We start from the raw sequence: 21781 nt of genomic DNA, 5'->3' as shown, positions 1-21781 counted from the left end.
CCGCGCCCGCTCAGATGACCTTGGCGCGGGTCAGGTCGTGGATATGCAGCGCGCCCGTCAGGCGGCCGTCGTCATCCACCACCAGCAGCTGGTTGATGCGGTTGGCTTCCATCACCTGCACCGCTTCGACGGCGAGCTGGTTCTCGTTGACCACGTGCGGGCTGCGGTGCATGACCTCGCCGATGGGCACGGTCTTCCAGTCGCGCGGGGTTTCCAGCAGGCGGCGCAGGTCGCCGTCGGTGAAGACGCCGATGGCGTGTCCGTCCGGGTCCACCACGGCAGTCATGGCCATGCCCTTGCGGGTGATTTCCATCAGCGCCTGGGCCAGCGGCGTGTTCTCACGCACCTCGGGCACGGCGTTGCCGGTGCGCATCACGTCGCGCACATGGGTCAGCAGCTTGCGCCCGAGCGCACCGCCGGGGTGCGAGCGGGCGAAGTCTTCCTCGCCAAAGCCGCGCGCATCCAGCACCGCCACCGCCAGCGCATCGCCCAGTGCCAGCGCCGCGGTGGTGCTGGCCGTCGGCGCCAGGTTCAGCGGGCAGGCTTCTTTTTCGACCGCCGCGTCCAGGTGGACGTCGGCCAGCTTGGCCAGGTTGGAGTCGGGGTTGCCGGTGACCGAGATCAGGCGCGCGCCGATGCGCTTGACGATCGGGATGATCGACAGCAGCTCGCCGGTCTCGCCGGAATTTGAGAAGGCGATCAGCACGTCGTCGCGCGTGACCATGCCCAGGTCGCCGTGGCTGGCTTCGGCAGGGTGCACAAAGAACGCCGGCGTGCCGGTAGAGGCCAGCGTGGCTGCGACCTTGCGTCCGATATGGCCGGACTTGCCGATGCCAGAGACGACCACGCGGCCGGTGCATTGCAGGATCAGCTGCACGGCACGCGCAAAGTCGCCGTTCAGGCGTCCGGAAAGTGCGGAAACCGCATCGGCTTCGGTCTGGAGAGTGTCGCGGGCGAGTCTGAGTGCTCGATCCGCATCGAAATTGGCTATCATGGCGACGAAGTATACCAACGAATGCGATGGCGCCTGGCCCGACCCATGGCGCACGTCGTGCTAGCCGTGCTCGCCGTATTTTGCCGGCAGGGTGCCCGTGCCGGGTCGGACGCGCGCCTGGCCGGTCACCCAGACCGCCTGATGCATTCTCCGCTGGAACTGACCCTGGTGCTGCTGGCCGCCGCCGTCTTCGGCGTGGTCGCATTCCGCATGCTGCAGCTGCCGCCGATGCTGGGCTACCTGGCCGTTGGCATCCTGATCGGCCCGCATGCGCTGGGGCTGGCCAGCGACACCGCGCAGACCAAGTATCTGGCCGAATTCGGCGTGGTCTTCCTGATGTTCTCGATCGGGCTGGAGTTCAACCTGACCAAGCTGCGCTCGATGAAGCGGCTGGTGTTCGGCCTGGGCGGCTCGCAGGTGGTGCTGTCGATGCTGGCAGTGGTGCCGGCCAGCTGGGCTTTCAACTGGCTGTTCCCGCTGTCCTGGCAGGCGTCCGTGGCGCTGGGCGGGGCGCTGGCGATGTCTTCCACCGCGATCGTCTCCAAGATGCTGTCCGAGCGCATGGAGCTGGAAAGCGAGCAGGGCCGCAATATCATCAGCATCCTGCTGTTCCAGGATCTGGCGGTGGTGCCGCTGCTGATCGTGATTCCGGCGCTGTCGCGCGATCCGGGCGACCTGATGGTGGCGCTGGGCCTGGCCACGGTCAAGATCGTGGTGGCCCTGGGCGCCATCTTCTTCCTGGGCCAGCGCCTGATGAGCCGCTGGTTCCACGTGGTGGCGGCGCGCCGCTCGCAGGAACTGTTCATGCTGAACCTGCTGCTGGTGACGCTGGGCATGGCGGCGCTGACCGAGCGGCTGGGCCTGTCGATGGCGCTGGGCGCCTTCATGGCGGGCATGCTGATCTCCGAGACACCCTACCGCCACCAGGTGGAAGAGGACATCAAGCCGTTCCGCGACGTGCTGCTGGGGCTGTTCTTTGTCACCATCGGCATGCTGCTCAATATCCGCGTGGTGCTGGACCACGTGTGGCTGGTGCTGGCGCTGCTGGTGGTGCCGGTGCTGTTCAAGCTGGTGCTGATCGCGCTGCTGGCGCGGGTCTTCGGCTCGCGCCAGGGGGTGGCCATCCGCACCGGGCTGGGGCTGGCGCAGGCGGGTGAATTCGGTTTCGTGCTGCTGAACCAGATCGACGGCCTGAACCTGGTCGACCCGGTGCTGATCCAGGTGATCCTGGCGTCGATGCTGCTGTCGATGCTGGCCGCGCCATTCCTGATCCAGTACAGCGACGCCATCGTGCTGCGCTTTGCCGCCAACGAATGGCTGATGCAGTCGCTGAACATGACCCGCATCGCCGCGCAGAGCCTGCAGACCGAGAAGCACGCCATCATCTGCGGCTTCGGCCGCAGCGGGCAGAACCTGGCGCACATGCTGGAGCGCGAGGGCATCAACTACGTGGCGCTGGACCTGGATCCCGACCGCGTGCGCGAGGCCGCCGCGGCCGGCGATACCGTGGTCTACGGCGACGCGGGCCGGCGCGAGGCACTGATCGCCGCCGGCATCCACCGGGCCGCCGCCCTGATCGTCACCTATGCCAACACGCCGTCGGCGCTCAAGGTGCTGCACCACGTGCAGGAGCTGGCGCCGGCGCTGCCGGTGATCGTTCGCACGGTGGACGATTCAGAGCTCGACACGCTGCAGAAGGCCGGCGCCACCGAAGTGGTGCCCGAGATCATCGAGGGCAGCCTGATGCTGGCCTCGCACGCGCTGGTGCTGCTGGGCGTGCCGATGCGGCACGTGCTGCGCGGCGTGCAGGAAGCGCGCGACGCGCGCTACAGCCTGCTGCGCGGTTATTTCCACGGCCGCGACGATGAGGAGGACATGGTCGAGCGCGATTCGGTGCGGCTGCATTCCGTGTCGCTCGGGCCGCAATCCACGGCGGTGGGGCGGCGCCTTGGCGTGCTGGGGCTGGAGCGGATCGGCGTGGAAGTGACCGCGGTGCGCCGGCGCGGCATCCGCGCCTTCGACCCGGAGCCCGAGACCGTGCTGGAACCGGGCGACATCGTAGTGCTGCGCGGCCCGCCCGAGGCGCTTGAGGCCGCGGAAACGCGCATCCTGAACGGCTGAGCCGGGGGCGCCGGGGCGGCGTCAGTGCGCACGCGCCTCGACCCAGGATTCCGGCAGGTTGTCGAGCACGGCGCGTGGGTCCAGCGAGCGGATCGGCACGCTGGTATCGGCCGGGATACGGCCCTCGCCCTGCAGCATCAGGTAGCGCAGGCAGCACACGCGCAGGAAGGACGAGAAATTGCCCGCCACCGCCTCGCTGCCGCGATGTTCGGTCAGTTCATCGTGCAGGCGCGTGATCAGCTGGTTGACGGACATGTTGTCGCGCCGCGCCAGTTCTTCCAGCACTTCCCAGAACAGGCTCTCCAGCCGGATGCTGGTGGCCACGCCATGCAGGCGCAGCGAGCGCGACTGGCTTTGGTACGACGCCGGGTTGGCGCGGATAAAGATTTCACACATGGATGCTCCCGAGCGGGCGGCGCGGCCGGCGGTCATGGGCACGGCTCGCCTTATGGGGCGGACCGTGCCTTCACGCATGGGGGGGCGCCGCGTGCGGAAAGCTCTAATGTACGATCCGCGTGCCCAGCACGGCAAGGAACTGCGCCAGCCAGGCCGGATGCGCGGGCCAGGCCGGGGCGGTGACGAGGTTGCCGTCGGTATGGGCCTGGTCGACGGGAATATCGGCATAGGCGCCGCCGGCCAGCTTCACCTCGGGCGCACAGGCCGGGTAGGCGGAGCAGGTCTTGCCTTCGAGCACGCCTGCCGCGGCCAGCAACTGGGCGCCGTGGCAGACCGCGGCGATCGGCTTGTCCGCCTGGGCGAAGTGGCGCACGATCTCCAGCACGCGCGCGTTCAGGCGCAAGTATTCCGGGGCGCGGCCGCCGGGGATGACCAGCGCGTCGTAATCGGCAGGGTCGATTTCGGCAAAGGTCGCGTTGAGGGTGAAGTTGTGGCCGCGCTTCTCGGTGTAGGTCTGGTCGCCCTCGAAGTCATGGATCGCGGTGGCGCAGGCGTCGCCCGCTTCTTTGTCCGGGCAGGCCGCGTGGACGGTGTGCCCGACCATCTGCAGTGCCTGGAACGGCACCATGGTTTCGTAGTCTTCGGCGTAGTCGCCCACCAGCATCAGAATCTTTTTTGCCATCGCGGTCTCCTGTATGGTTACGGGTGTCCGGCGGGTGCCGGACGCGGCAGCCGGCCCCCTGGCAGACTGTCGGGCCGGGAGGGCCGGCAGGGCCATTGTGCTGGCCGTCCCGGTGGCGCGGGTGGTAACTGGTTACCGCGCCGGCGGCCACCCTGCCGCGATCCACTGCGGCCCATTTCCGACCGGCGCGCCACGCTGCGCGCCTACCGTTTCCAGATCCCTATGGCAGATTCCATCATCCAGTCCCCCGAGCTCGGCGACGTCACCGGCTACCTGCGCGAGCGCATCCGCACCGTGCCGGACTGGCCCATGCCGGGCGTAATGTTCCGCGACATCACCCCGCTGCTGCAGAACCCCAAGACGCTGCGCGTGCTGATCGATGTCTTCGTGCACCGCTACATGGATGCGCAGCTCGACCTGGTGGCGGGCATCGACGCGCGCGGATTTATCCTGGGCGCGATCGTCGCGTATGAGCTGAACCTGGGCTTCGTGTCGATCCGCAAGAAGGGCAAGCTGCCGTTCCAGACCGTGGCCGAGGAGTATGAGCTGGAATACGGCAGCGCCACCGTCGAGATCCATGCCGACGCCTGCAAGGCCGGCGACCGCGTGCTGCTGGTCGACGACCTGATCGCCACCGGCGGCACCATGATGGCCGGACGCAAGCTGCTGGAGCGCCTGGGCGCGACGGTAGTGGAGGGCGCGGCCATCGTCGACCTGCCCGAGCTGGGCGGCTCGAAGCTGCTGCAGGACGGCGGGCTGCCGCTGTTCACCGTGTGCAAGTTTGAAGGTCACTGAGCCACGCTGACCGGCCTGCAAGATTTCCACGCAAGGAGACCCCATGCCTGACCTGCTGCTGTTCCTGCTGACTTCGATCGCGGTCACCGTGGCCCCCGGGCCCGACAACCTGCAGGTGCTGGCGCGCGGCATGGCGCAGGGACGGCGCGCGGGGCTGGTGGCGGCACTGGGCTTTTCGGTCGGGTGCCTGTTCCACACCGTGATCGCGGCGGTGGGGCTGGCCGCGGTGCTGCGCTCGTCGCCGCTGGCGTTCCAGCTGATCAAGTACGCGGGCGCGGCCTACCTGATCTGGATCGGCATCCAGGCGCTGCGCGCCAGGGGTGGGCTGGCGCAGGGCGGCGATGTCGACGCGGTGCCGCTCGCGCGCGTGTTCCGCCAGAGCGTGCTGGGCAACATCATGAATCCCAAGGTGACGCTGTTCTTCCTGGTGTTCCTGCCGCAGTTCGTGCGCGCCGATGCCGCGCACCCGGGGCTGCAGTTCCTGCTGCTGGGCGTGGTGTTCATGCTGCAGACGGCGGTCGTGTTCTCGCTGTTCGGGCTGTGCGCGGGCTGGCTGGGCGCCTGGCTGCGCCGCCGCCCGGCCACTGGCCGCTGGCTGGACCGCGCCGCCGGGGCGATCTTCGTCGGTCTGGGGATCAAGGTCGCGCTGCCCTGAGCGCCGTCGGCTGGTGCGCACCCGGGAGCTCGTTGCGGCATGCTTTGCCGGTATTGCCCGTGTTGCCCGCACGCTGCACCCATGCCGTTGCCGCTGTCGGGTGACGGGCGCATAATGCCCCATTGACAACTACACGATGACCGGGCCGAGCCTCCAGGGTTTTGCCGGCACTGGTCACACAAAGGCGCACAATGGGCGTACTCCTTCACCTGTTATCAGGCGTTGCCCTGCTCGTCTGGGGCACCAACATCGTCAAGGTCGGCATCCTGCGTGTCTACGGCGCGAACCTGCGCCATGTCCTGTCGACCAGCGTCTCCAACCGCTTCACCGCCTTCCTTGCCGGGCTCGGCGTCACCGGGCTGGTCCAGAGCAGCAACGCCACCGCGGTCATCGTGAGCTCCTTCGTCGGCCAGGGCCTGATCGCCGTGGCGCCGGCGCTGGCCATCATGCTCGGCGCCAACGTCGGCACCGCGCTGATGGTGCAGGTGTTCTCGCTGGACCTGTCATGGCTGTCGCCGTTGCTGATCTTCATTGGCGTGATCTGCCACCTGACCTGGAAGGGCAGCAAGCCCGGCCATGTCGGCCGCGTGCTGATCGGCCTGGGCCTGATCACGCTGGCGCTGGAACTGATCTCCATCGCCACCCGTCCCGTGGTGCAGGCCGCCGGCGTCAAGGTCCTGTTCGCCTCGCTGACCGGCGACTCGGGGCTGGACATGCTGGTCGGCGCCTTCCTGACCATCCTGTGCTATTCCAGCCTGGCCGTGGTGCTGTTCTGCGGCGCGCTGGCCTCGGCCGGCGTGGTGTCGATCCACGTGGCGCTGGCGCTGGTGCTGGGGGCCAACCTGGGTTCGGGCATCTCGGCGCTGCTGACCACCTCGGGCAACAACCAGCCGGGCAAGCGCGTGACGCTGGGCAACCTGCTGTCGCGCCTGCTGGGCTGCCTGGTGGCGCTGCCGCTGCTGGGCCAGGCCGAGGAGCTGCTGGCGCTGCTGGACCATGACCCGCAACGGCTGATCGTCAATTTCCACCTGCTGTTCAACGTCGCGCTGGCGGTGCTGCTGCTGGGCGCCACCGCGCCGCTGGCGCGCCTGTGCGAGAAGGTGCTGCCCGGGCGCAATACCGGCGACAGCCAGGTCACGCCGCGCCACCTCGATACGGCCGCGCTGTCCACGCCCACGCTGGCGCTGGCCAACGCCGCGCGCGAAGTGCTGCGCATCGGCGACCGCGTCGAGCAGATGCTGGACAACATGCTGCGCGTGCTGCGCACCAACGACGCCAAGCTGGCCGATGCCACCTGCCGCATCGACAACGAGGTGGACGACCTCTACACCGCGATCAAGCTCTACCTGACCCGCATCAGCCTGGAAGCGCTGGACGAGCGTGACGGCCAGCGCTGGACCGAGATCATCTCGCTCACCATCAACCTGGAACACGCGGGCGACATCATCGAGCGCATCCTGCTCGATACCAAGGACAAGAAGATCGCCCACAACCTGATGTTCTCCGAGGCGGGCATGCAGGAAATCGCCGAGATGCACGCACGCCTGGTCGCCAACCTGCGGCTGGGCTTGTCGGTGTTCCTCAACGGCGACCTCAAGAGCGCGCAGGCGCTGATGGCCGAGAAAGCGAACTTCCGCGAACTGGAGCGCAAGTACGCGCGCACCCACCTGCAGCGCGTGGCGGTGCAGACTGCCGAGAGCATTGAAACCAGTTCGCTGCACCTGGATGTGATCAGCGAACTGAAGCGGCTCAATTCGCTGTTCTGCGCGACGGCTTACCCAGTGCTGGAGCAGGCCGGTATTCTCAACCGCAGCCGGATGAAGGAAGACGATATGCCGCCGGTGCCCACGGTGCAGGCGGCACAGCACTGACCGGCGCGGCTACAGCTTGTAGCCAAACTTCCGCAACAGCGCCTTGCGATCCGCCACATCTGCGTCGGTCTCGATCCCCAGCGGCGAGGCCCCATCGATCACGCCCACCACGCCGCGCCCGGCATCGGTCTCGGCCACCAGCACCTGGGTCGGGTTGGCGGTCGCGCAGAAGATGCGGCAAACCTCCGGCACCGCCCGCACCGCGGCCAGCACGTTGACCGGGAAAAACCCGTCCCCCAGGAAGATCACGAAGGTATGCCCGGCGCCGATGGCGCGGGCGTTCTCGCAGGCGAGGTCGATCAGGTCTTCATCGGTGCCGGACCAGCGCACCAGGCGCTTGCCCGAGGCCTCGCAGAACGCCAGGCCGAAGCGGATGCCCGGCACGGTGCTTACCAGCGCTTCGTGCAGGTCTTCCACGGTCTTGATGAAGTGCGAATGGCCGAAGATGAAGTTGGTGGCTTCCGGCTTGGTGACCGGCACGACCGACAGTTCCATGGCAGGCTCCCGAATGGCCGCAGGGCTTGCCGCCATCGGGTTCATGGTAGGGCGCGGGGTAGCGAATGCAAGCCGCGCGGCGGCGCCGGCCTGCATGCGCCTACACATGCTTATGCGCGCTTGAGCAGCGGCGCCAGGTACTTGCCGGTAAAGCTCGCCTTGCTCCTGGCGACATCTTCCGGCGTGCCGCGCGCGATCACCTGCCCACCGCCGGCGCCGCCTTCCGGCCCCATGTCGATGAGCCAGTCCGCGGTCTTGATGACATCGAGGTTGTGCTCGATGATGACCACGGTATTGCCCTGGTCGCGCAGCTTGTGGATGACCTTGAGCAGCAGTTCGATATCGTGGAAGTGCAGCCCGGTGGTCGGTTCGTCCAGGATATAGAGCGTGCGCCCGGTGTCGCGCTTGGACAGCTCCAGCGACAGCTTGACGCGCTGTGCCTCGCCGCCGGACAGCGTGGTCGCCGACTGCCCCAGCCGGATATAGCCCAGCCCCACGTCCAGCAGCGTCTGCAGCTTGCGCCGCACCACCGGCACCGCGCTGAAGAACTCATGCGCCTGCTCGACGGTCAGGTCGAGCACCTCGGAGATGCTCTTGCCCTTGTAGAGGACTTCCAGCGTCTCGCGGTTGTAGCGCTTGCCGTGGCAGACGTCGCAGGGCACGTAGACGTCGGGCAGGAAGTGCATCTCGACCTTGAGCACGCCGTCGCCCTGGCAGGACTCGCAGCGCCCGCCCTTGACGTTGAACGAGAAGCGGCCCGGATCGTAGCCGCGCTCCTTGGCCGACGGCACGCCCGCGAACAGTTCGCGGATCGGCGTGAACAGGCCGGTGTAGGTGGCGGGGTTCGAACGCGGCGTACGGCCGATCGGGCTCTGGTCGACGTTGATGACCTTGTCGAAATGCTCCAGCCCCTCGATCCGGTCGTGCGCGGCCGGTTCCGGTGTGGAGCCGTACAGGTGACGCGCGACCGCGTGGTAGAGCGTGTCGTTGATCAGCGTCGACTTGCCTGAGCCGGACACGCCGGTGATGCAGGTCAGCAGGCCCACCGGCACCTCGGCGGTGACGTTGCGCAGGTTGTTGCCGCTGGCGTTGACGATGCGCAGCAGGCGCTCATCGTCGGGCGCGGCGCGTTCCTTCGGCACCTCGATGCGGCGCTGGCCGGACAGGTATTGCCCGGTCAGCGATGCCGGCGACTCCTCGATCTGCCGCGGCGTGCCCTCGGCCACGATCATGCCGCCGTGCACGCCGGCGCCGGGGCCGATGTCGACTACGTAGTCGCAGGCGCGGATCATGTCCTCGTCATGCTCGACCACCAGCACCGAGTTGCCGATGTCGCGCAGGTGCTTGAGCGTGCCGATCAGGCGGTCGTTGTCGCGCTGGTGCAGGCCGATCGAGGGTTCGTCCAGCACATACATCACGCCGGTCAGGCCCGAGCCGATCTGCGACGCCAGCCGGATACGCTGGGCCTCGCCGCCCGACAGCGTATCGGCGCTGCGCTCCAATGACAGGTAGTCCAGCCCGACGTTGTTCAGGAAGTTCAGCCGCGCGGAGATTTCCTTGATGATCTTGTCGCCGATCTCGCGCTTGGCGCCGTGCATGTCCAGCGTCAGGAAGTACGTCAGCGCGTCGCGCAGCGGCCAGCCGTTGATCTCGAAGATCGCGCGTGCCTGCTCGCCCTCGCCCAGCTTGACGTGGCGCGCCTCGGTGCGCAGGCGGGTGCCGTGGCAGACGGGGCAGGGCTGGTTGTTCTGGTACTTGGCCAGTTCCTCGCGCACCGCGACGGAATCGGTTTCGCGGTAGCGGCGCTCGAGGTTGGGGATGATCCCTTCGAACACATGCTCGCGTACGGTGGTGCGGCCGCGTTCGTTGATATAGGTGAACGGGATTTCCTGCTCGCCCGAGCCATGCAGCACCACCTGCTGGACGTTTTCCGGCAGGTCCTCGAACGCCGTTTCGGTGTCGAAGTCGTAGTATGCCGCCAGGCTTTGCAGCATCTGGAAGTAGAACTGGTTGCGGCGGTCCCAGCCCTTGATCGCGCCCGAGGCCAGCGACAGGTTGGGGAAGGCCACCACGCGCTTGGGGTCGAAGAAGGTGATCTGGCCCAGCCCGTCGCAGCTCGGGCAGGCGCCCATCGGGTTGTTGAACGAGAACAGCCGCGGCTCCAGCTCCTGCAGCGAATATGAGCAGATCGGGCAGGCAAACTTGGAGCTGAACGTATGCTCCTTGCCGCTGTCGAGTTCCAGCGCAAGCGCGCGGCCATCGGCCAGGCGCAACGCGGTCTCGAACGACTCGGCCAGGCGCTGCTTGATGTCGGCGCGCACCTTGACGCGGTCCACCACCACTTCAATGGTGTGCTTCTCGGTCTTCTTCAGTTTCGGCAGCGCATCGACCTCATAGACCTTCGCCTCGGCCTCGTGCGCGGCGCCGCCGCCCGAGCGGATGCGAAAGCGCACGAAGCCCTGCGCCTGCATGCTGTCGAACAGGTCCGAGTGCTCGCCCTTGCGGTCGGCCACCACCGGCGCCAGGATCATCAGCTTGGTGTCCTCGGGCAGGGCCAGCGCGGCGTCCACCATCTGCGACACGCTCTGCGCCTGCAGCGGCAGGTTGTGGTCGGGGCAGTAGGGCGTGCCGGCGCGGGCGTACAGCAGGCGCAGGTAGTCGTGGATCTCGGTGACGGTGCCGACCGTGGAGCGCGGGTTGTGGCTGGTGGCTTTCTGCTCGATCGAGATCGCCGGCGACAGGCCTTCGATCAGGTCCACGTCCGGCTTTTCCATCAGTTGCAGGAACTGGCGGGCATAGGCGGACAGCGACTCCACGTAGCGGCGCTGGCCCTCGGCGTAGAGCGTGTCGAAGGCGAGCGAGGACTTGCCCGAGCCCGACAGGCCGGTGATCACGATCAGCCGGTTGCGCGGCAGGTCGAGATTGATGTTCTTCAGGTTGTGGGTACGCGCCCCACGGATCTTGATTTCTTCCATATGCCGAAAAGTCGTCGCCAGACAGGCCGCCCTGCCAGGCTGGCAGGGCTGTCTGAAGAATCGCAGAACCCGAAACAAGCACCTAAATCGGCACTTCCGGCCGCTGGCGACGGCCGGAATGCGCGCCCGGGCACACGCCCGGGGCCCTCTGGCATGGCCAGGTGACCCGGGAAGCGCGAAGGAGCAAACCTGTTAATATACCCAACTTCGGTTTCCGGGGTGGCCCGCGCCATGCAGGCGCCCGGCGAAGCCGCCGCCGGCCCCGGGTTCCGGGCGGCAACTTCCCCCGCGATCCCGATCGAAACTGCCGTTGCGATGCATCGGCAGCCAGCCTGACAGATTCCACGATCCCACGATCGCAATGCCGTCGATCCAGTCTTCTTCCCCGGGTGCGGGTGCCGCTGACGCATCCCAGGCCCCCGCCCGCGAACGCATGACCCGCGCCGAATTGCGCGCCGCCGTGTCGCTCGCCAGCATCTTCGCGCTGCGCATGCTGGGCCTGTTCCTGATCCTGCCCGTCTTTGCCGAATACGCGCACAGCCTGCCCGACGGGCACGACGCCCAGCGCGTGGGCCTGGCCATGGGCATCTATGGTCTGATGCAGGCATTCCTGCACATCCCGCTGGGCTGGTTGTCCGACCGCATCGGGCGCAAGCCGGTGATGGTGGCCGGGTTGCTGCTGTTCATCGCCGGCGGGCTGGTGGCCGCCTTCTCCGACACGCTCAGCGGCATCATTGCCGGCCGCGCGCTGCAGGGCATGGGCGCGATCTCCGCCGCCATCACCGCCTGCATCGCCGACCTGACGCGCGAGCGCCATCGCACCAAGGCGATGGCAATGGTGGGCGGCAGCATCGGGCTGACCTTCGCGCTGTCGCTGGTGATCGCCTCGCCGCTGCTGCACAGCATCGGCATGTCCGGCATCTTCGGGCTGATGTCAGTGCTGGGGTTGGTGGCCATCGGCGTGACGCTGTTCCTGGTGCCGACCCCACCGCCGCCGCATCCGGTGCGCCTGCCGTTCCGCAAGGTGCTGCTCAACGCCGACCTGGCGCGCCTGAACGCCGGCGTGCTGGCGCTGCACGCTTCCCAGGTGGCCATGTTCATGGTGGTGCCCGCAATGCTGGCCGATGCCGGCATGCCGCTGGACCAGCACTGGAAGGTCTACCTGCCGGTGGTGCTGGTGTCCTTCGTGCTGATGCTGGGCCCGATGATGGCGGCCGAGCGCTACGGCCGCGTGCGCCCGGTGCTGCTGGGCGCGGTCGCGCTGATGACCGCGGTGCAACTGCTGTTTGCCGCGGTGCACGGGCTGTGGGCCATCGTCGGCGTCCTGCTGCTCTTCTTCGTCGCGTTCAACGTGCTGGAGGCGATGCAGCCTTCGCTGGTGTCGCGCTACGCCGCGGCGGCACGCGGGGCGGCGCTGGGCGTCTACAACACCACGCAGGCGCTGGGCCTGTTCCTGGGTGGCGCGGCCGGTGGCTGGCTGCTCAAGCACGAGGGGCGCAGCGCCGTGTTCGTCGGTTGCGCGGTGGTGCTGTTGCTCTGGCTTATAATCGCCTGGAGCATGAAGGCGCCGCCGCCGCGCGGGCAGGAAGCAGCACCGGCAACGCCAGCCTGATCCGCATCACATCGTAAAGAATCCGGCCCGGAAAAGGCCTAGCATGATCGCGCCACCCGACGTCTGGCCGGGGGCGCGATGTTCGTTTACGTCACCGCAGTATCGCGTCACACTACATTCGCTTTACCGTCATCGTATTGCCACGCTTTTCAACACAGCGCGTGGCTTTTGGAGAACATTCACATGGCATCGGTCAACAAAGTCATTCTCGTCGGCAACCTCGGCGCAGACCCGGAAACCCGCTACCTGCCCAGCGGCGACGCCGTGACCAATATCCGCCTGGCGACCACCGATCGCTACAAGGACAAGCAGAGCGGCGAGATGAAGGAGGCCACTGAATGGCACCGCGTCTCGTTCTTCGGCAAGATCGCCGAAATCGCCGGCCAGTACCTGCGCAAGGGATCGTCGGTCTATATCGAAGGCCGCATCCGCACCCGCAAGTGGCAGGACCAGTCGGGCCAGGACAAGTACTCCACAGAAATCGTTGCCGACCAGATGCAGATGCTGGGTTCGCGCCAGGGTGGTGGCGGTGGCGGTGACGAAGGCGGCGGCTACGGTGGCGGCGCAGGCGGCGCAGGCGGCGGCGGTGGCTACAGCCGCGAAGCGTCGGGCGGCGGCTACGGCGGTGGCCGCGGTGGTCAGGCGGGCGGCCAGGGTGGCGGCCAGGGCGGTGGCGCTGCGCGCCGGCCCCAGCAGCCGGCCTCGAATGGTTTCGAGGATATGGACGACGATATCCCGTTCTGAGCACGACCTCGCTTTAAGCATCACCCCGAAAGCCCGCTATGCGGGCTTTTTTGCGCCCGCATTCTCCGCGCATACCGCATTTCTTCATGCGCACATTCGTATGCGGATGCGCGGCTGCCCGCTATTTTGCATTCTTATTTTGTATGCAAAATAGCGGGCGGCGCATAAAGGAGCATCACGCCGGTACCGGCATGCCGGCCTCCCGTTCCCACTCCACGCAATTCCTGCCCTTGTTCTTGGCCGCATACAGCACGTTGTCCGCGCGCATCAGCAGCGCTTCCAGGTCTTCGCCGGGCCGCAGCGTGGCCACGCCAAAGCTGGCGGTCACCGTGTGCATGCCCGGCAGTACGTCCATTTCCGTGCTCTCCAGCGTCTGGCGCAACCGTTCGGCCAGATGCAAGGCTGCATCGGGCAGGGTATCGGGCAACAGCATGACAAACTCCTCGCCGCCCAGGCGCGCTGCGATATCGCGCCGGCGGATGCCGGCGGCGATGATCCGGCCGATTTGCGCCAGCACCGCGTCGCCGGCGCTGTGGCCGTAGTTGTCGTTGATGAACTTGAAGAAATCGAGATCGCACAGCAGCACGCTCAGCGGCTTGCCCTGAGGTGGCGGGATTTCCCGCGCGGCCAGCGCCTCCAGGCTGCGGCGCGTGTGCAGCTGCGTCAGCGGATCGGTATCGCGTTCATGCCGCAGGCCGTCGATCACGTCCTGCGTGGCCGCCGCCAGCAGCGCCAGCGCCAGCGTGAGCAGCAGCAATGCCAGCGTGGCCTGCAGCCACAGCCAATAGACCGAGCGGGTGAGGACGGCAGCCTCCTGTGCGGTGGCCGGAGCAATGGTCAGCACCGTGCGCGGCAGGAAATGGAGGGCAAACAACAGGAATACCCAGAACAGCACCCGGTCCGCGGTGCTGCCTGTGCGCAGGCGGGCAAGCGGCGCGATCCCCAGCAGCAGGATCAGCGCGATGCCGATATTCAGGATGTAGATGCGCGCAACCAGCTGGGGCTGCACGAAATCAAACCAGGCAAGCGCGGCAAACAGGGCCAGCGGCAGCGACACCAGCACGCAGGTATCGACACGCGCGCCGATGCGCGCCAGCATGCCACGCAGCATCAGCACGGCACTGCCCAGGTAGAGCGCACCAGTGACCGTGGCGTAGCCGCCGCCATTGCGCGGCAGCCAGACGATCTGCAGGCCGATGGCAACCGCGTACAGCAAATAGCAGGCACTGAGCTGCAGCAGGTAGTGCCGTGTGCGCTCATGATTCCAGGCCAGCAGGAAGCAGAGCGAAAGCAGAATGGCAATGGCGGGATTGACCAGGGCCAGGAATTGACCAGCATCGTGCAACACGGAGAGTCCCCTGTTTTCATGGTTCTCTGGCAGGGACGGGTGCCCGCGTGCGAAGCGCCGTGAACAGGGCGTGAGCCAGGGAACATCGAGGGCGGTGCGCCCGCAGCGGCGAGGCCGCGGCGCCGCGGCCCGCTGACAGACTGAGTAGCGGCCGCCCGTAACAAATTGTTTCTGTCAGGACCCATTCTAGTCATGGGTGACGTCAACGGCTCCCCCTCCAAGGGGTGCCAGCCCGCAAACAATTGTGAACAATCCGCAAGCGCGATGCATCCTCGGTCACATCGAGCGTCGTCGCCATGAATGGCGGATGCCGCAGTTGTCCGTATTTGTGACTAATCTGGTAAATGCTGTCCGGATCCTCCGGCAGTTCGGTTTTCCCGTACGCAAGGAGATCACGATGAAGACCAAGAAAGCGATGCCGGCGCTGTTGCTGGCGGCAAGCGTGCTGGCGGCGCCGTTTGCGATGGCGCAGGGCGGTGCCAAGTCCAAGCCCAAGCCGATGACGGATCCCATGGCCGCCTCCGAGCCGGCGGCGCAGAACTCGCCCTATATGCAGGTGCAGCAATGGAAGAAGGGTGACCGGCTGCCCACCGAGTTCAGGGACCGCCAGTATGTGATCGACGACTACAAGCAATACAACCTGCCCGCGCCGCGCAAGGGCACGCGCTGGGTCGGGATTGGCGCGGAATATTACCTGGTGGCGCCCAACGGCGTGATCCAGCAGGTCGGATCGGGTTCCTGACCCAGCCTGCTGCGGCGACGACCGCGGCAAAAGAAACAAAGCCGCCGCGCCAGGGCGCGTGGCGGCTCTTTTTTTGCGATGGGTATCAGATACCCAGGATCTTCTTCGCTTCGAGCAGCGATTTCATCGCTTCGTCATGCTTGCCGGCCTTGTGATAGGCCTCGCCGTCGGCGCGCAGCTTGGCAACCTTGGCGGAATCTTCCGGCGACAGCGCCGGCTTGGTCGACAGTTTGGCGTCGATGGCCTTCATTTCATTGGGGCAGTTATGGGCCAGCGCCAGGCCGGGGGCGCCGGCCAGCAGCAGTGCCATAAGGACAAGGACAGATTTGCGCATGATGGCCTCCGCGAAGATGCCGTTGTGATTTCCAGCATAGTCCATCGCCGCTCCGTCCTGCACCTGGCCGTGCGACATGAACGGGCTGGTTTGCCGGTCCTGCGCATATCCCCCGCGAACGGGTAAATGGCGATTTTTCGTTTCTTTTTTGAACTGCCCGGAGCCAGGCCAGCTCATCCGGAAATCAACCATTTGGGCGAGATATTCTCGGTATTTTCTGGCCGCACCGACCCGCACGGATGCGGGCGTGTGATGCTCGAATCCGATCGCTCTGAATTGGGACAGGCGTCCGCCGTGTTACCGCCAGGCACGGAAATCCGGGTATTTCCATAATCATTATCACGAGTTATCTTTATTTCAAACAGGCGATGATGTTATCAGGGTGCGGCAGTTTTTTGCTGCCCCGGAAATGCGCTTCATTAATGAAACAGCCCATGCGAATGCACGATTTATCGGAATCGCCGCGATCGCTAAATTGAACTCACCCGGCACCGATCGGGGCATGCCATGCAACCGCAATTTCAAATGGGGCGGCGGGCTGTACGTCAATCTCTCCTGCAAGAGCAGCAGCTGATCCATGCGGCGGCCAGCCGGCCGCCACCAACCCTCTGCCAGGGCTACGAGCACGGCCGCGCGCCAGCCGCACCCTGGTTTTCCTGCACGCCTTCCGGTGTTATTTTGGAGGGCGCTTTTTTTTCCTGCGCTTTTTCCTGATCCTCCCGGACACCGACCAGGCCTGCCGCTGCGCATGGAAACCTCCGCCGAACATTATTCGCTGGCCCTGCTGTGCGCGGCCGTGCTGACTGTGACCGTGGTCGGCATCCACTATGAGGCACTGCGGCTGCTGTCGGCGATTCATCCCCGGCGCTGGTCCGGGCGCATGAACATCGGCGTGCTGATCGTCTGCATCATCGTGGTCCATTGCCTGGAAGCGCTGGTGTTTGCGCTGGGCTTCTGGTTCGCCGACCACGTGCTCGGCCTGGGCGGGCTGACCGCGATGGGCGGCGCCGGCGCGTCCGGCGTCCACACGCAGCCAAGCGCGCTGGTCTACGCCTACTTTGCGCTGGAGACCTTCACCACGCAGAGCCTGGGCGATATCGTCCCGGTGGGCGCCAGCCGCCTGATCGCCAGCATCGAGCCGCTGGTCGGCCTGATCCTGATCGGCTGGTCCACTTCGTTCACCTATGTGATGATGCGCCGCGACTGGGAGCTTGAGCGCGATGAGGGAGGCGGGCGCCGCGCGCCCTAGCGGAATCACCGCTCATGTGGCCCAACCACGGGCCGCCCTCGGCGGCGGCCCGGCAACGGAAGGAGGAAGACCGGACACGGCAAGACTGGTGATGATCCTGCTGGGCGTGGACTACCTGCGCACGCGCTGGCGCGGCCTGCTGCGGCTGGGCTGCCTGAGCGTGCTGCTGGGGGTGGCCATGTTTGTCGTCGTCTCGGCCCGGGTGATACGGTTACGCACCTGGCGCCTGGCGGTAGCCGTGGGCGTGTTCGAGATCGCGCTGGCCATCGCGAGAACGACGTGGTTGGCATGTTCCAGCCGGATTACCAGACTGAATCGCGCGCCTGGTGCCCGTCGACCGTGCAGGTGCGCATCCGCAACTATGACCCCCGGGCGCCTGGACCGCTTCTGGACCGCCTACCGCCAGAACACCACCTACAACCTGACCGACCGCAACTGTTCCAGCACCGTCTCGCACGCGCTGGAAGCGGCGCTGGAAGGCGCGTCGGCCCGGTCTGGCGCCAGGCCAAGGGCTGGCGGCCGCTTTGGCGCCTGCTGACCATGCCGGAGTTGTGGGTGGCGGCGCAGATCCGCAAGCGCGCCAAGACCATGGCCTGGACGCCCGGCCTGACGCTGGACTACGCACGCGCGCTCAGCATGCTGGCCGATCCGCGGCCGTCCGGCTGGGCCAGCATGACCCGGCTGGCGCTGGGGCAGATGCGGCGCCAGCGCCAGGACTGGCGCGAGGCGGCGCGCACCCAGGCAGGCAATGCGGGCACCGGAGCCGTCGCAGGTGGCATCGACGCCACAAATGCTGGAAATGCCAGTAGTGTCAGACAGGCCGCGAGCGATTAAGCTGGCAACCTTTGCTTAAATCCATCGAGCCACAGGAGAGAAGTCATCATGCCGAGCCAGCGAACCCTGATCCGAATTGCCGCCATCGCTGCGCTGGCGATGGCCTGCAGCGCGCATGCGCAGAGGCCGGATGGGGACAGCGCCGCCGCCGCCATCAATGAAGCGGTGCAGCAGGGCACCACGCCCTACCGTCCCGACCCGGCCGCAACGCCGGGCAGCATCCAGTCGGACGAATGCCGCGCCCTGGCCGCGCAGATTGCCGAAGCGCCCAAGCGCGAATACCGCGCCACCCAGCCGGCCATCGAGACCGCCCAGGGCCGCATGATCCCGGAACTGGAGCGTGACCGGCCGAAGAAGTCGCTGCAGCAGGCGTACCGGGAGAAGTGCACGCAGTAAGCCGCGCGCGGCCGGCCGCAGCGGGCCGCAGCCGGCAATACACCCCGCGGGCGGCACAGCCGCCCGCTCCTTTTTCCGCCCAAGCATGCGAACTTCGAGCTGCTGATGAGCGAACCGCTGAAGAAGGCCTGCGCCAACCCCAATGACGAGGCTTTCGATCAAGCGCGGCGGGCCGGCTCAGCCGCGTCCGGCCGCCACGTAGGCGCCGGCCCGATGCAGTTCGCCCTCAGCCTGCTCCAGCGCGCGGATCGCGTCCTTGCCCTTGCGCGCAAGCAGCTGCTCGACCTGGGCTTCGACCACGGCCACGCCGGCGGTGACTGACGGGAAGAACGACGGGCTTTCCACCGAGAACAACAGCGTGCAGTCCGCCGCCAGCGCGATCGGCGCGACCGTGCTGTCGGTCAGCGCGATCACCTTGCAGCCACACTCGCGCGCGGCCGCGGCGACGCGGATGCTTTCCTGCGAGTAGGGGCAAAGCGACCACCAGCACCGCATCCTTGGGCGCCAGGCCGCGCAGCTTCATCTCCAGCGTGCCGGCATCGGCGCGGATCAGGTGCACCGTGCTGCGGAACAGCCGGTAGACATAATGGAAGGTGAACGCGATCGCGAAGCACGAGCGGAAACCCGCCACATGCACGCACTCCGCCCCGGGCGGCTCAGGGGTCCCCTAAGTGACGGATAACGTCCGCCGTGTATCTCCTGAGCAGATCTCGGTAACGCCACTGTCTGTTCGCTACAACGCCGGCCAACCGGCATCATATTTTCCTTACCCACTTAACAGATCGTGACTTACACTCCGCGCCATAACCTCCGGAATCTGGTCATCCGGAACATAATTGGTATCGGAGCGCGAGCATGGGACATAGAAGCCCGGCAGTGCGACACGGCGGGAGGGTCAACCCGTCGTTTCGGGTCATTGGGAAAGTTGGGGCAACCGGCAATCCATGCCGGGGTTGGCGCCTGCGCGGCGCCAGGGCAGCGCATGGCTTCACGCTGATCGAGGTGATGATCACCGTGGCAATCATCGCCATTCTTGCCACTATCGCCTATCCTTCCTACACGCAATATGTCGTCCGCAGCAATCGCTCCGCGGCGCAGAGTTTCATTCTTGGCGTGGCCAACCAGCAGGAGCAGTACAGCCTCGACGCGCGTCAGTACGCCGCATCGATTGGCGCGCTGGGCGTCACCGTGCCTGCCGAAGTCTCGCGCAACTACAACGTTACGCTGACCGCCGACAACACCGCTACACCGCCGTCCTACCTCGTAACGGCAACGCCCATCGGCGGGCAGTTGGTCAATGATGCGCAGTGCCTCAAGCTGACCGTCGACCAGACGGGCGCCAAAGGCATCAGTGGTCCCGGCCCTGTAGCCAACTGCTGGTGAACGCGATCATGGGCGCTTCCAAGCGGTTCTTCACAACAAGCGTGCTGGGATTGCCGGCGCGCCGGATCCTTGGCTTCACGCTGATCGAACTGATGGCGACTGTGATGATCGCAGCCATCCTGCTGTCGGTCGGCACACCGTATTTCCGTGAGTTCGTCGTCGGGCAACGGATACGGGCCGCCGCCTATGACCTGGCTTCAACCCTCACCTACGCGCGCAGCGAGGCGGTCAAGCGCAATGCCAGTGTCAGCATCGCGCCGGCGGCCGGCGGCTGGCAGAACGGCTGGACCGTGACGGCCGGCGCGGCCGTGCTGAGCCGGCATGAGGCGGTATCCGGGCTGACTGTGAGCGGCCCCGCCGGTGGCCTGGCCTACAACAGCAACGGGCGCCTGGCCGCATTGGCATCCCCGTTCGGTATTTCTGCGTCTGACAGCACCGCAACGCCCCGCTGCGTCAGCGTTGAGCTGAGCGGCATGCCGACCAGTCAGACGGGAGCCTGCTGATGCGCAGCAATCTGCGATTCCAGCGCCGCGCCCGCGGCTTCGGCCTGATGGAGGCGCTCGTCACGCTGATCATCCTGCTGCTTGGCCTGTTGGGGCTGGTGAGCTTGATGCTGGCCAGCCAGCGGGCCGAGGCCGAGTCCTACCAGCGCGCGCAGGCGCTTATCCTGCTGCAGGATATGGTCGAACGCATCAATGGCAACCGCTCGGCTGCCGGGTGCTATGCCGTCACCACCGATCCAGCCAACGGAGTGCCTTACCTCGGTATTGGGGCGGGCGCGCTGCCGTCCTGCTCGCTCGGCACGGTGCAGGCCTATACCCTGGCCAACAGCGATCTTGCTGCATGGAGCAGGCTGCTTGCCGGCGCCAGCGAACTCAGCAGCACCAGCAACGTCGGCGCCATGGTTGGCGCCCGGGGATGTGTCAGCTTCAACCCAGTATCGAACGTCTATGTCGTATCCGTTGCCTGGCAGGGCAAGAACAAGACCGCCGCGCCGGTGGCCGGTCTCGCGTGCGGCAAGGGACTGTACGGAGATGAAGCCCAGCGGCGCGTGGTAAGCGCCACGCTGCAGATCGCCAACCTCAACTGATTGCTCCGTGACGACTTCTGCTTCCCTGCGCCCGTTGTCATCCATGCGCCGCCGCCAGGCGGGCATGTCGCTGGTGGAACTGATGGTGGCCATCGCCATAGGTCTTTTCTTGCTGGCGGGAATCACGGTGCTGATCAGCCAGCAAAGCAGCGCGCGCGCGGAACTGGACAAGTCGGCCCGCCAGATCGAGAGTGGCCGCTACGCCATCACCTTGTTGCAAGACGAGATCGAGCATGCCGGATACTACGGCCAGTATGGCAGCGCCATGACGGCGCCGACCGCCTTGCCGAACCCGTGCGCCACGGACAAGGACAGCCTCGATAAGGCCCTGGGATTGCCGCTGCAAGGCTATGATGCCCCGGCGACCGTGCCGGCGCCGCTGTCTGCCTGCCTGGCCGATGCGGACCATGTACCGGGGACCGATATCCTGGTGACCCGCCGCCTGGACACCGGGGATATCCTGGCCACGCCCGCCAATGCCGTTCCCGGCCAGGCCTACGTGCAGACCACGCCGAGCAGCAAGGTCACTGGCATTGGTCCGGACGCGACGCCCGCCACGCCGGGCACCTACACCCTGCTGCAAAAGAACGGCACCACGCCGGCCGGTTTGTGGCGCTACGTGCAGTCCATCTACTTCGTCAGCCCGTGTAGCAAGTACGCAGCCGGCGCCACCACCTGCACGGCCGCGGCCGACGGTGGCAAGCCGGTGCCGACGCTCAAGCGGCTGGACCTGAGCGCCGCGGGCGGCGTGCCGGTCTTCGTCATGACGCCGCTAGTCAATGGCATCCAGGACCTGCAGCTCGACTATGGGATCGACGGACTCAACACAGGGGCGCCGGCCGTGCCGTTCGTCACCGCGCCGGGGCTGGCCGACTGGCCCAATGTCATGGCGGTGCAGGTCAACCTGCTGGCACGCAATACCGAGCCGTCTATCGGCCAGTCCGACAAGAAGACCTACAGCATGGGGATGGCTGGCACCGCGGGGCCGTTCTCGGATGGCTATAAGCGCCACGTCTATACCGGGACCGTGCGCGTGATCAATCCCAGCAGCCGGAGAGAATGAAG

21 protein-coding genes and 2 pseudogenes are annotated in these 21781 nt (G+C 66.6%); 14 read left to right on the top strand and 9 right to left on the bottom strand.

Features of this window, described 5'->3' with window-relative positions; all coding sequences use genetic code 11:
• Positions 1-10 precede the first annotated feature (10 nt).
• Positions 11-994 (bottom strand): SIS domain-containing protein, encoded by a 984-nt coding sequence (locus A3A5_RS0110190; RefSeq protein WP_026200641.1) that lies wholly within the window; start codon positions 992-994, stop codon positions 11-13.
• Between the two features lie 141 nt (positions 995-1135).
• Between A3A5_RS0110190 and A3A5_RS0110185 the strand changes: the two genes are divergently transcribed.
• Positions 1136-3115: a monovalent cation:proton antiporter-2 (CPA2) family protein gene (locus tag A3A5_RS0110185; RefSeq protein WP_026200640.1), complete on the top strand. Its 1980-nt coding sequence runs from the start codon at positions 1136-1138 to the stop codon at positions 3113-3115.
• Between the two features lie 21 nt (positions 3116-3136).
• Here the strand turns inward: A3A5_RS0110185 and A3A5_RS0110180 are convergent, their stop codons facing one another.
• Both A3A5_RS0110180 and A3A5_RS0110175 read right to left on the bottom strand, forming a co-directional pair.
• A complete protein-coding gene (locus A3A5_RS0110180; RefSeq protein ID WP_026200639.1) occupies positions 3137-3511 on the bottom strand; it encodes a ribbon-helix-helix domain-containing protein in 375 nt (124 codons plus the stop codon).
• A 103-nt stretch (positions 3512-3614) separates the two neighbouring features.
• Positions 3615-4193 (bottom strand): DJ-1/PfpI family protein, encoded by a 579-nt coding sequence (locus tag A3A5_RS0110175; RefSeq protein ID WP_018310479.1) that lies wholly within the window; start codon positions 4191-4193, stop codon positions 3615-3617.
• A 222-nt stretch (positions 4194-4415) separates the two neighbouring features.
• Here A3A5_RS0110175 and A3A5_RS0110170 point away from each other — a divergent pair, with 222 nt between their 5' ends.
• The 3 genes from A3A5_RS0110170 to A3A5_RS0110160 all read left to right on the top strand — a co-directional run bounded on the left by A3A5_RS0110170 (position 4416) and on the right by A3A5_RS0110160 (position 7514).
• On the top strand, positions 4416-4988 hold the full coding sequence (locus tag A3A5_RS0110170; protein WP_018310478.1) for an adenine phosphoribosyltransferase: 573 nt from the start codon (positions 4416-4418) through the stop codon (positions 4986-4988).
• 43 nt (positions 4989-5031) lie between these two features.
• The gene (locus A3A5_RS0110165) at positions 5032-5643 is read left to right on the top strand and encodes a LysE family translocator (protein WP_018310477.1); all 612 of its coding nucleotides are present in this window, start codon (positions 5032-5034) and stop codon (positions 5641-5643) included.
• Between the two features lie 191 nt (positions 5644-5834).
• Positions 5835-7514, top strand: coding sequence for a Na/Pi cotransporter family protein (locus A3A5_RS0110160; protein WP_018310476.1), 1680 nt, complete (start codon positions 5835-5837; stop codon positions 7512-7514).
• A gap of 9 nt (positions 7515-7523) precedes the next feature.
• Here A3A5_RS0110160 and A3A5_RS0110155 read toward each other — a convergent pair whose 3' ends face one another.
• Together A3A5_RS0110155 and uvrA are read right to left on the bottom strand one after the other, a co-directional pair.
• Complete coding sequence (locus A3A5_RS0110155; protein ID WP_018310475.1) at positions 7524-8009, bottom strand: adenosine-specific kinase; 486 nt, start codon at positions 8007-8009, stop codon at positions 7524-7526.
• Between the two features lie 110 nt (positions 8010-8119).
• Positions 8120-10984, bottom strand: a complete 2865-nt coding sequence (gene uvrA, locus A3A5_RS0110150; RefSeq protein WP_018310474.1) for an excinuclease ABC subunit UvrA — start codon at positions 10982-10984, stop codon at positions 8120-8122.
• Positions 10985-11345: 361 nt separating this feature from the next.
• On the opposite strand from uvrA, the gene A3A5_RS0110145 reads away from it, so the two are divergent.
• Both A3A5_RS0110145 and A3A5_RS0110140 read left to right on the top strand, forming a co-directional pair.
• Positions 11346-12596 (top strand): MFS transporter, encoded by a 1251-nt coding sequence (locus tag A3A5_RS0110145; RefSeq protein ID WP_026200638.1) that lies wholly within the window; start codon positions 11346-11348, stop codon positions 12594-12596.
• Between the two features lie 183 nt (positions 12597-12779).
• Entirely contained in the window at positions 12780-13340 is a 561-nt protein-coding gene (locus tag A3A5_RS0110140) for a single-stranded DNA-binding protein (protein ID WP_018310472.1), read from the top strand.
• A 175-nt stretch (positions 13341-13515) separates the two neighbouring features.
• Here the strand turns inward: A3A5_RS0110140 and A3A5_RS0110135 are convergent, their stop codons facing one another.
• Positions 13516-14688, bottom strand: a complete 1173-nt coding sequence (locus tag A3A5_RS0110135) for a diguanylate cyclase (protein ID WP_026200637.1) — start codon at positions 14686-14688, stop codon at positions 13516-13518.
• Positions 14689-15085: 397 nt separating this feature from the next.
• Here A3A5_RS0110135 and A3A5_RS0110130 point away from each other — a divergent pair, with 397 nt between their 5' ends.
• Complete coding sequence (locus A3A5_RS0110130) at positions 15086-15430, top strand: RcnB family protein (protein WP_018310470.1); 345 nt, start codon at positions 15086-15088, stop codon at positions 15428-15430.
• Positions 15431-15515: 85 nt separating this feature from the next.
• Here the strand turns inward: A3A5_RS0110130 and A3A5_RS0110125 are convergent, their stop codons facing one another.
• Both A3A5_RS0110125 and A3A5_RS43165 read right to left on the bottom strand, forming a co-directional pair.
• Positions 15516-15764: a hypothetical protein gene (locus tag A3A5_RS0110125; protein ID WP_026200636.1), complete on the bottom strand. Its 249-nt coding sequence runs from the start codon at positions 15762-15764 to the stop codon at positions 15516-15518.
• A 357-nt stretch (positions 15765-16121) separates the two neighbouring features.
• A complete protein-coding gene (locus A3A5_RS43165) occupies positions 16122-16343 on the bottom strand; it encodes a hypothetical protein (protein WP_157637182.1) in 222 nt (73 codons plus the stop codon).
• A 169-nt stretch (positions 16344-16512) separates the two neighbouring features.
• Between A3A5_RS43165 and A3A5_RS0110120 the strand changes: the two genes are divergently transcribed.
• The 3 genes and pseudogenes from A3A5_RS0110120 to A3A5_RS0110105 all read left to right on the top strand — a co-directional run bounded on the left by A3A5_RS0110120 (position 16513) and on the right by A3A5_RS0110105 (position 18243).
• Positions 16513-17013 carry an ion channel gene (locus tag A3A5_RS0110120; protein ID WP_018310468.1) on the top strand — a complete coding sequence of 167 codons (501 nt, stop codon included), beginning with the start codon at positions 16513-16515 and terminating at the stop codon, positions 17011-17013.
• Between the two features lie 267 nt (positions 17014-17280).
• Positions 17281-17847, top strand: a pseudogene (locus tag A3A5_RS38155) (DUF308 domain-containing protein); the annotation flags it as partial.
• A gap of 48 nt (positions 17848-17895) precedes the next feature.
• Positions 17896-18243 carry a hypothetical protein gene (locus tag A3A5_RS0110105; RefSeq protein ID WP_018310467.1) on the top strand — a complete coding sequence of 116 codons (348 nt, stop codon included), beginning with the start codon at positions 17896-17898 and terminating at the stop codon, positions 18241-18243.
• 177 nt (positions 18244-18420) lie between these two features.
• Here A3A5_RS0110105 and A3A5_RS38150 read toward each other — a convergent pair.
• Positions 18421-18889 (bottom strand): annotated as a pseudogene (locus tag A3A5_RS38150) (MurR/RpiR family transcriptional regulator); the annotation flags it as partial.
• 209 nt (positions 18890-19098) lie between these two features.
• On the opposite strand from A3A5_RS38150, the gene A3A5_RS38145 reads away from it, so the two are divergent.
• From A3A5_RS38145 to A3A5_RS0110080, 4 genes are read left to right on the top strand one after another with little or no spacing between them, the layout of a single operon-like run.
• Entirely contained in the window at positions 19099-19626 is a 528-nt protein-coding gene (locus A3A5_RS38145; RefSeq protein WP_035812224.1) for a type IV pilin protein, read from the top strand.
• Between the two features lie 8 nt (positions 19627-19634).
• Positions 19635-20129 carry a GspH/FimT family pseudopilin gene (locus A3A5_RS0110090; RefSeq protein ID WP_063829956.1) on the top strand — a complete coding sequence of 165 codons (495 nt, stop codon included), beginning with the start codon at positions 19635-19637 and terminating at the stop codon, positions 20127-20129.
• Positions 20129-20716: a type IV pilus modification protein PilV gene (gene pilV, locus A3A5_RS0110085; RefSeq protein ID WP_018310463.1), complete on the top strand. Its 588-nt coding sequence runs from the start codon at positions 20129-20131 to the stop codon at positions 20714-20716. Before A3A5_RS0110090 ends, pilV begins: the two co-directional genes overlap by 1 nt.
• 7 nt (positions 20717-20723) lie before the next feature.
• On the top strand, positions 20724-21779 hold the full coding sequence (locus A3A5_RS0110080) for a PilW family protein (RefSeq protein ID WP_232431308.1): 1056 nt from the start codon (positions 20724-20726) through the stop codon (positions 21777-21779).
• The last annotated feature ends 2 nt before the right edge of the window (positions 21780-21781 follow it).

Origin of the sequence: Cupriavidus sp. UYPR2.512 (assembly GCF_000379565.1) — a bacterium.
Taxonomy (GTDB): Bacteria; Pseudomonadota; Gammaproteobacteria; order Burkholderiales; family Burkholderiaceae; genus Cupriavidus.
This window is presented reverse-complemented; position numbering and strand designations above follow the sequence as displayed.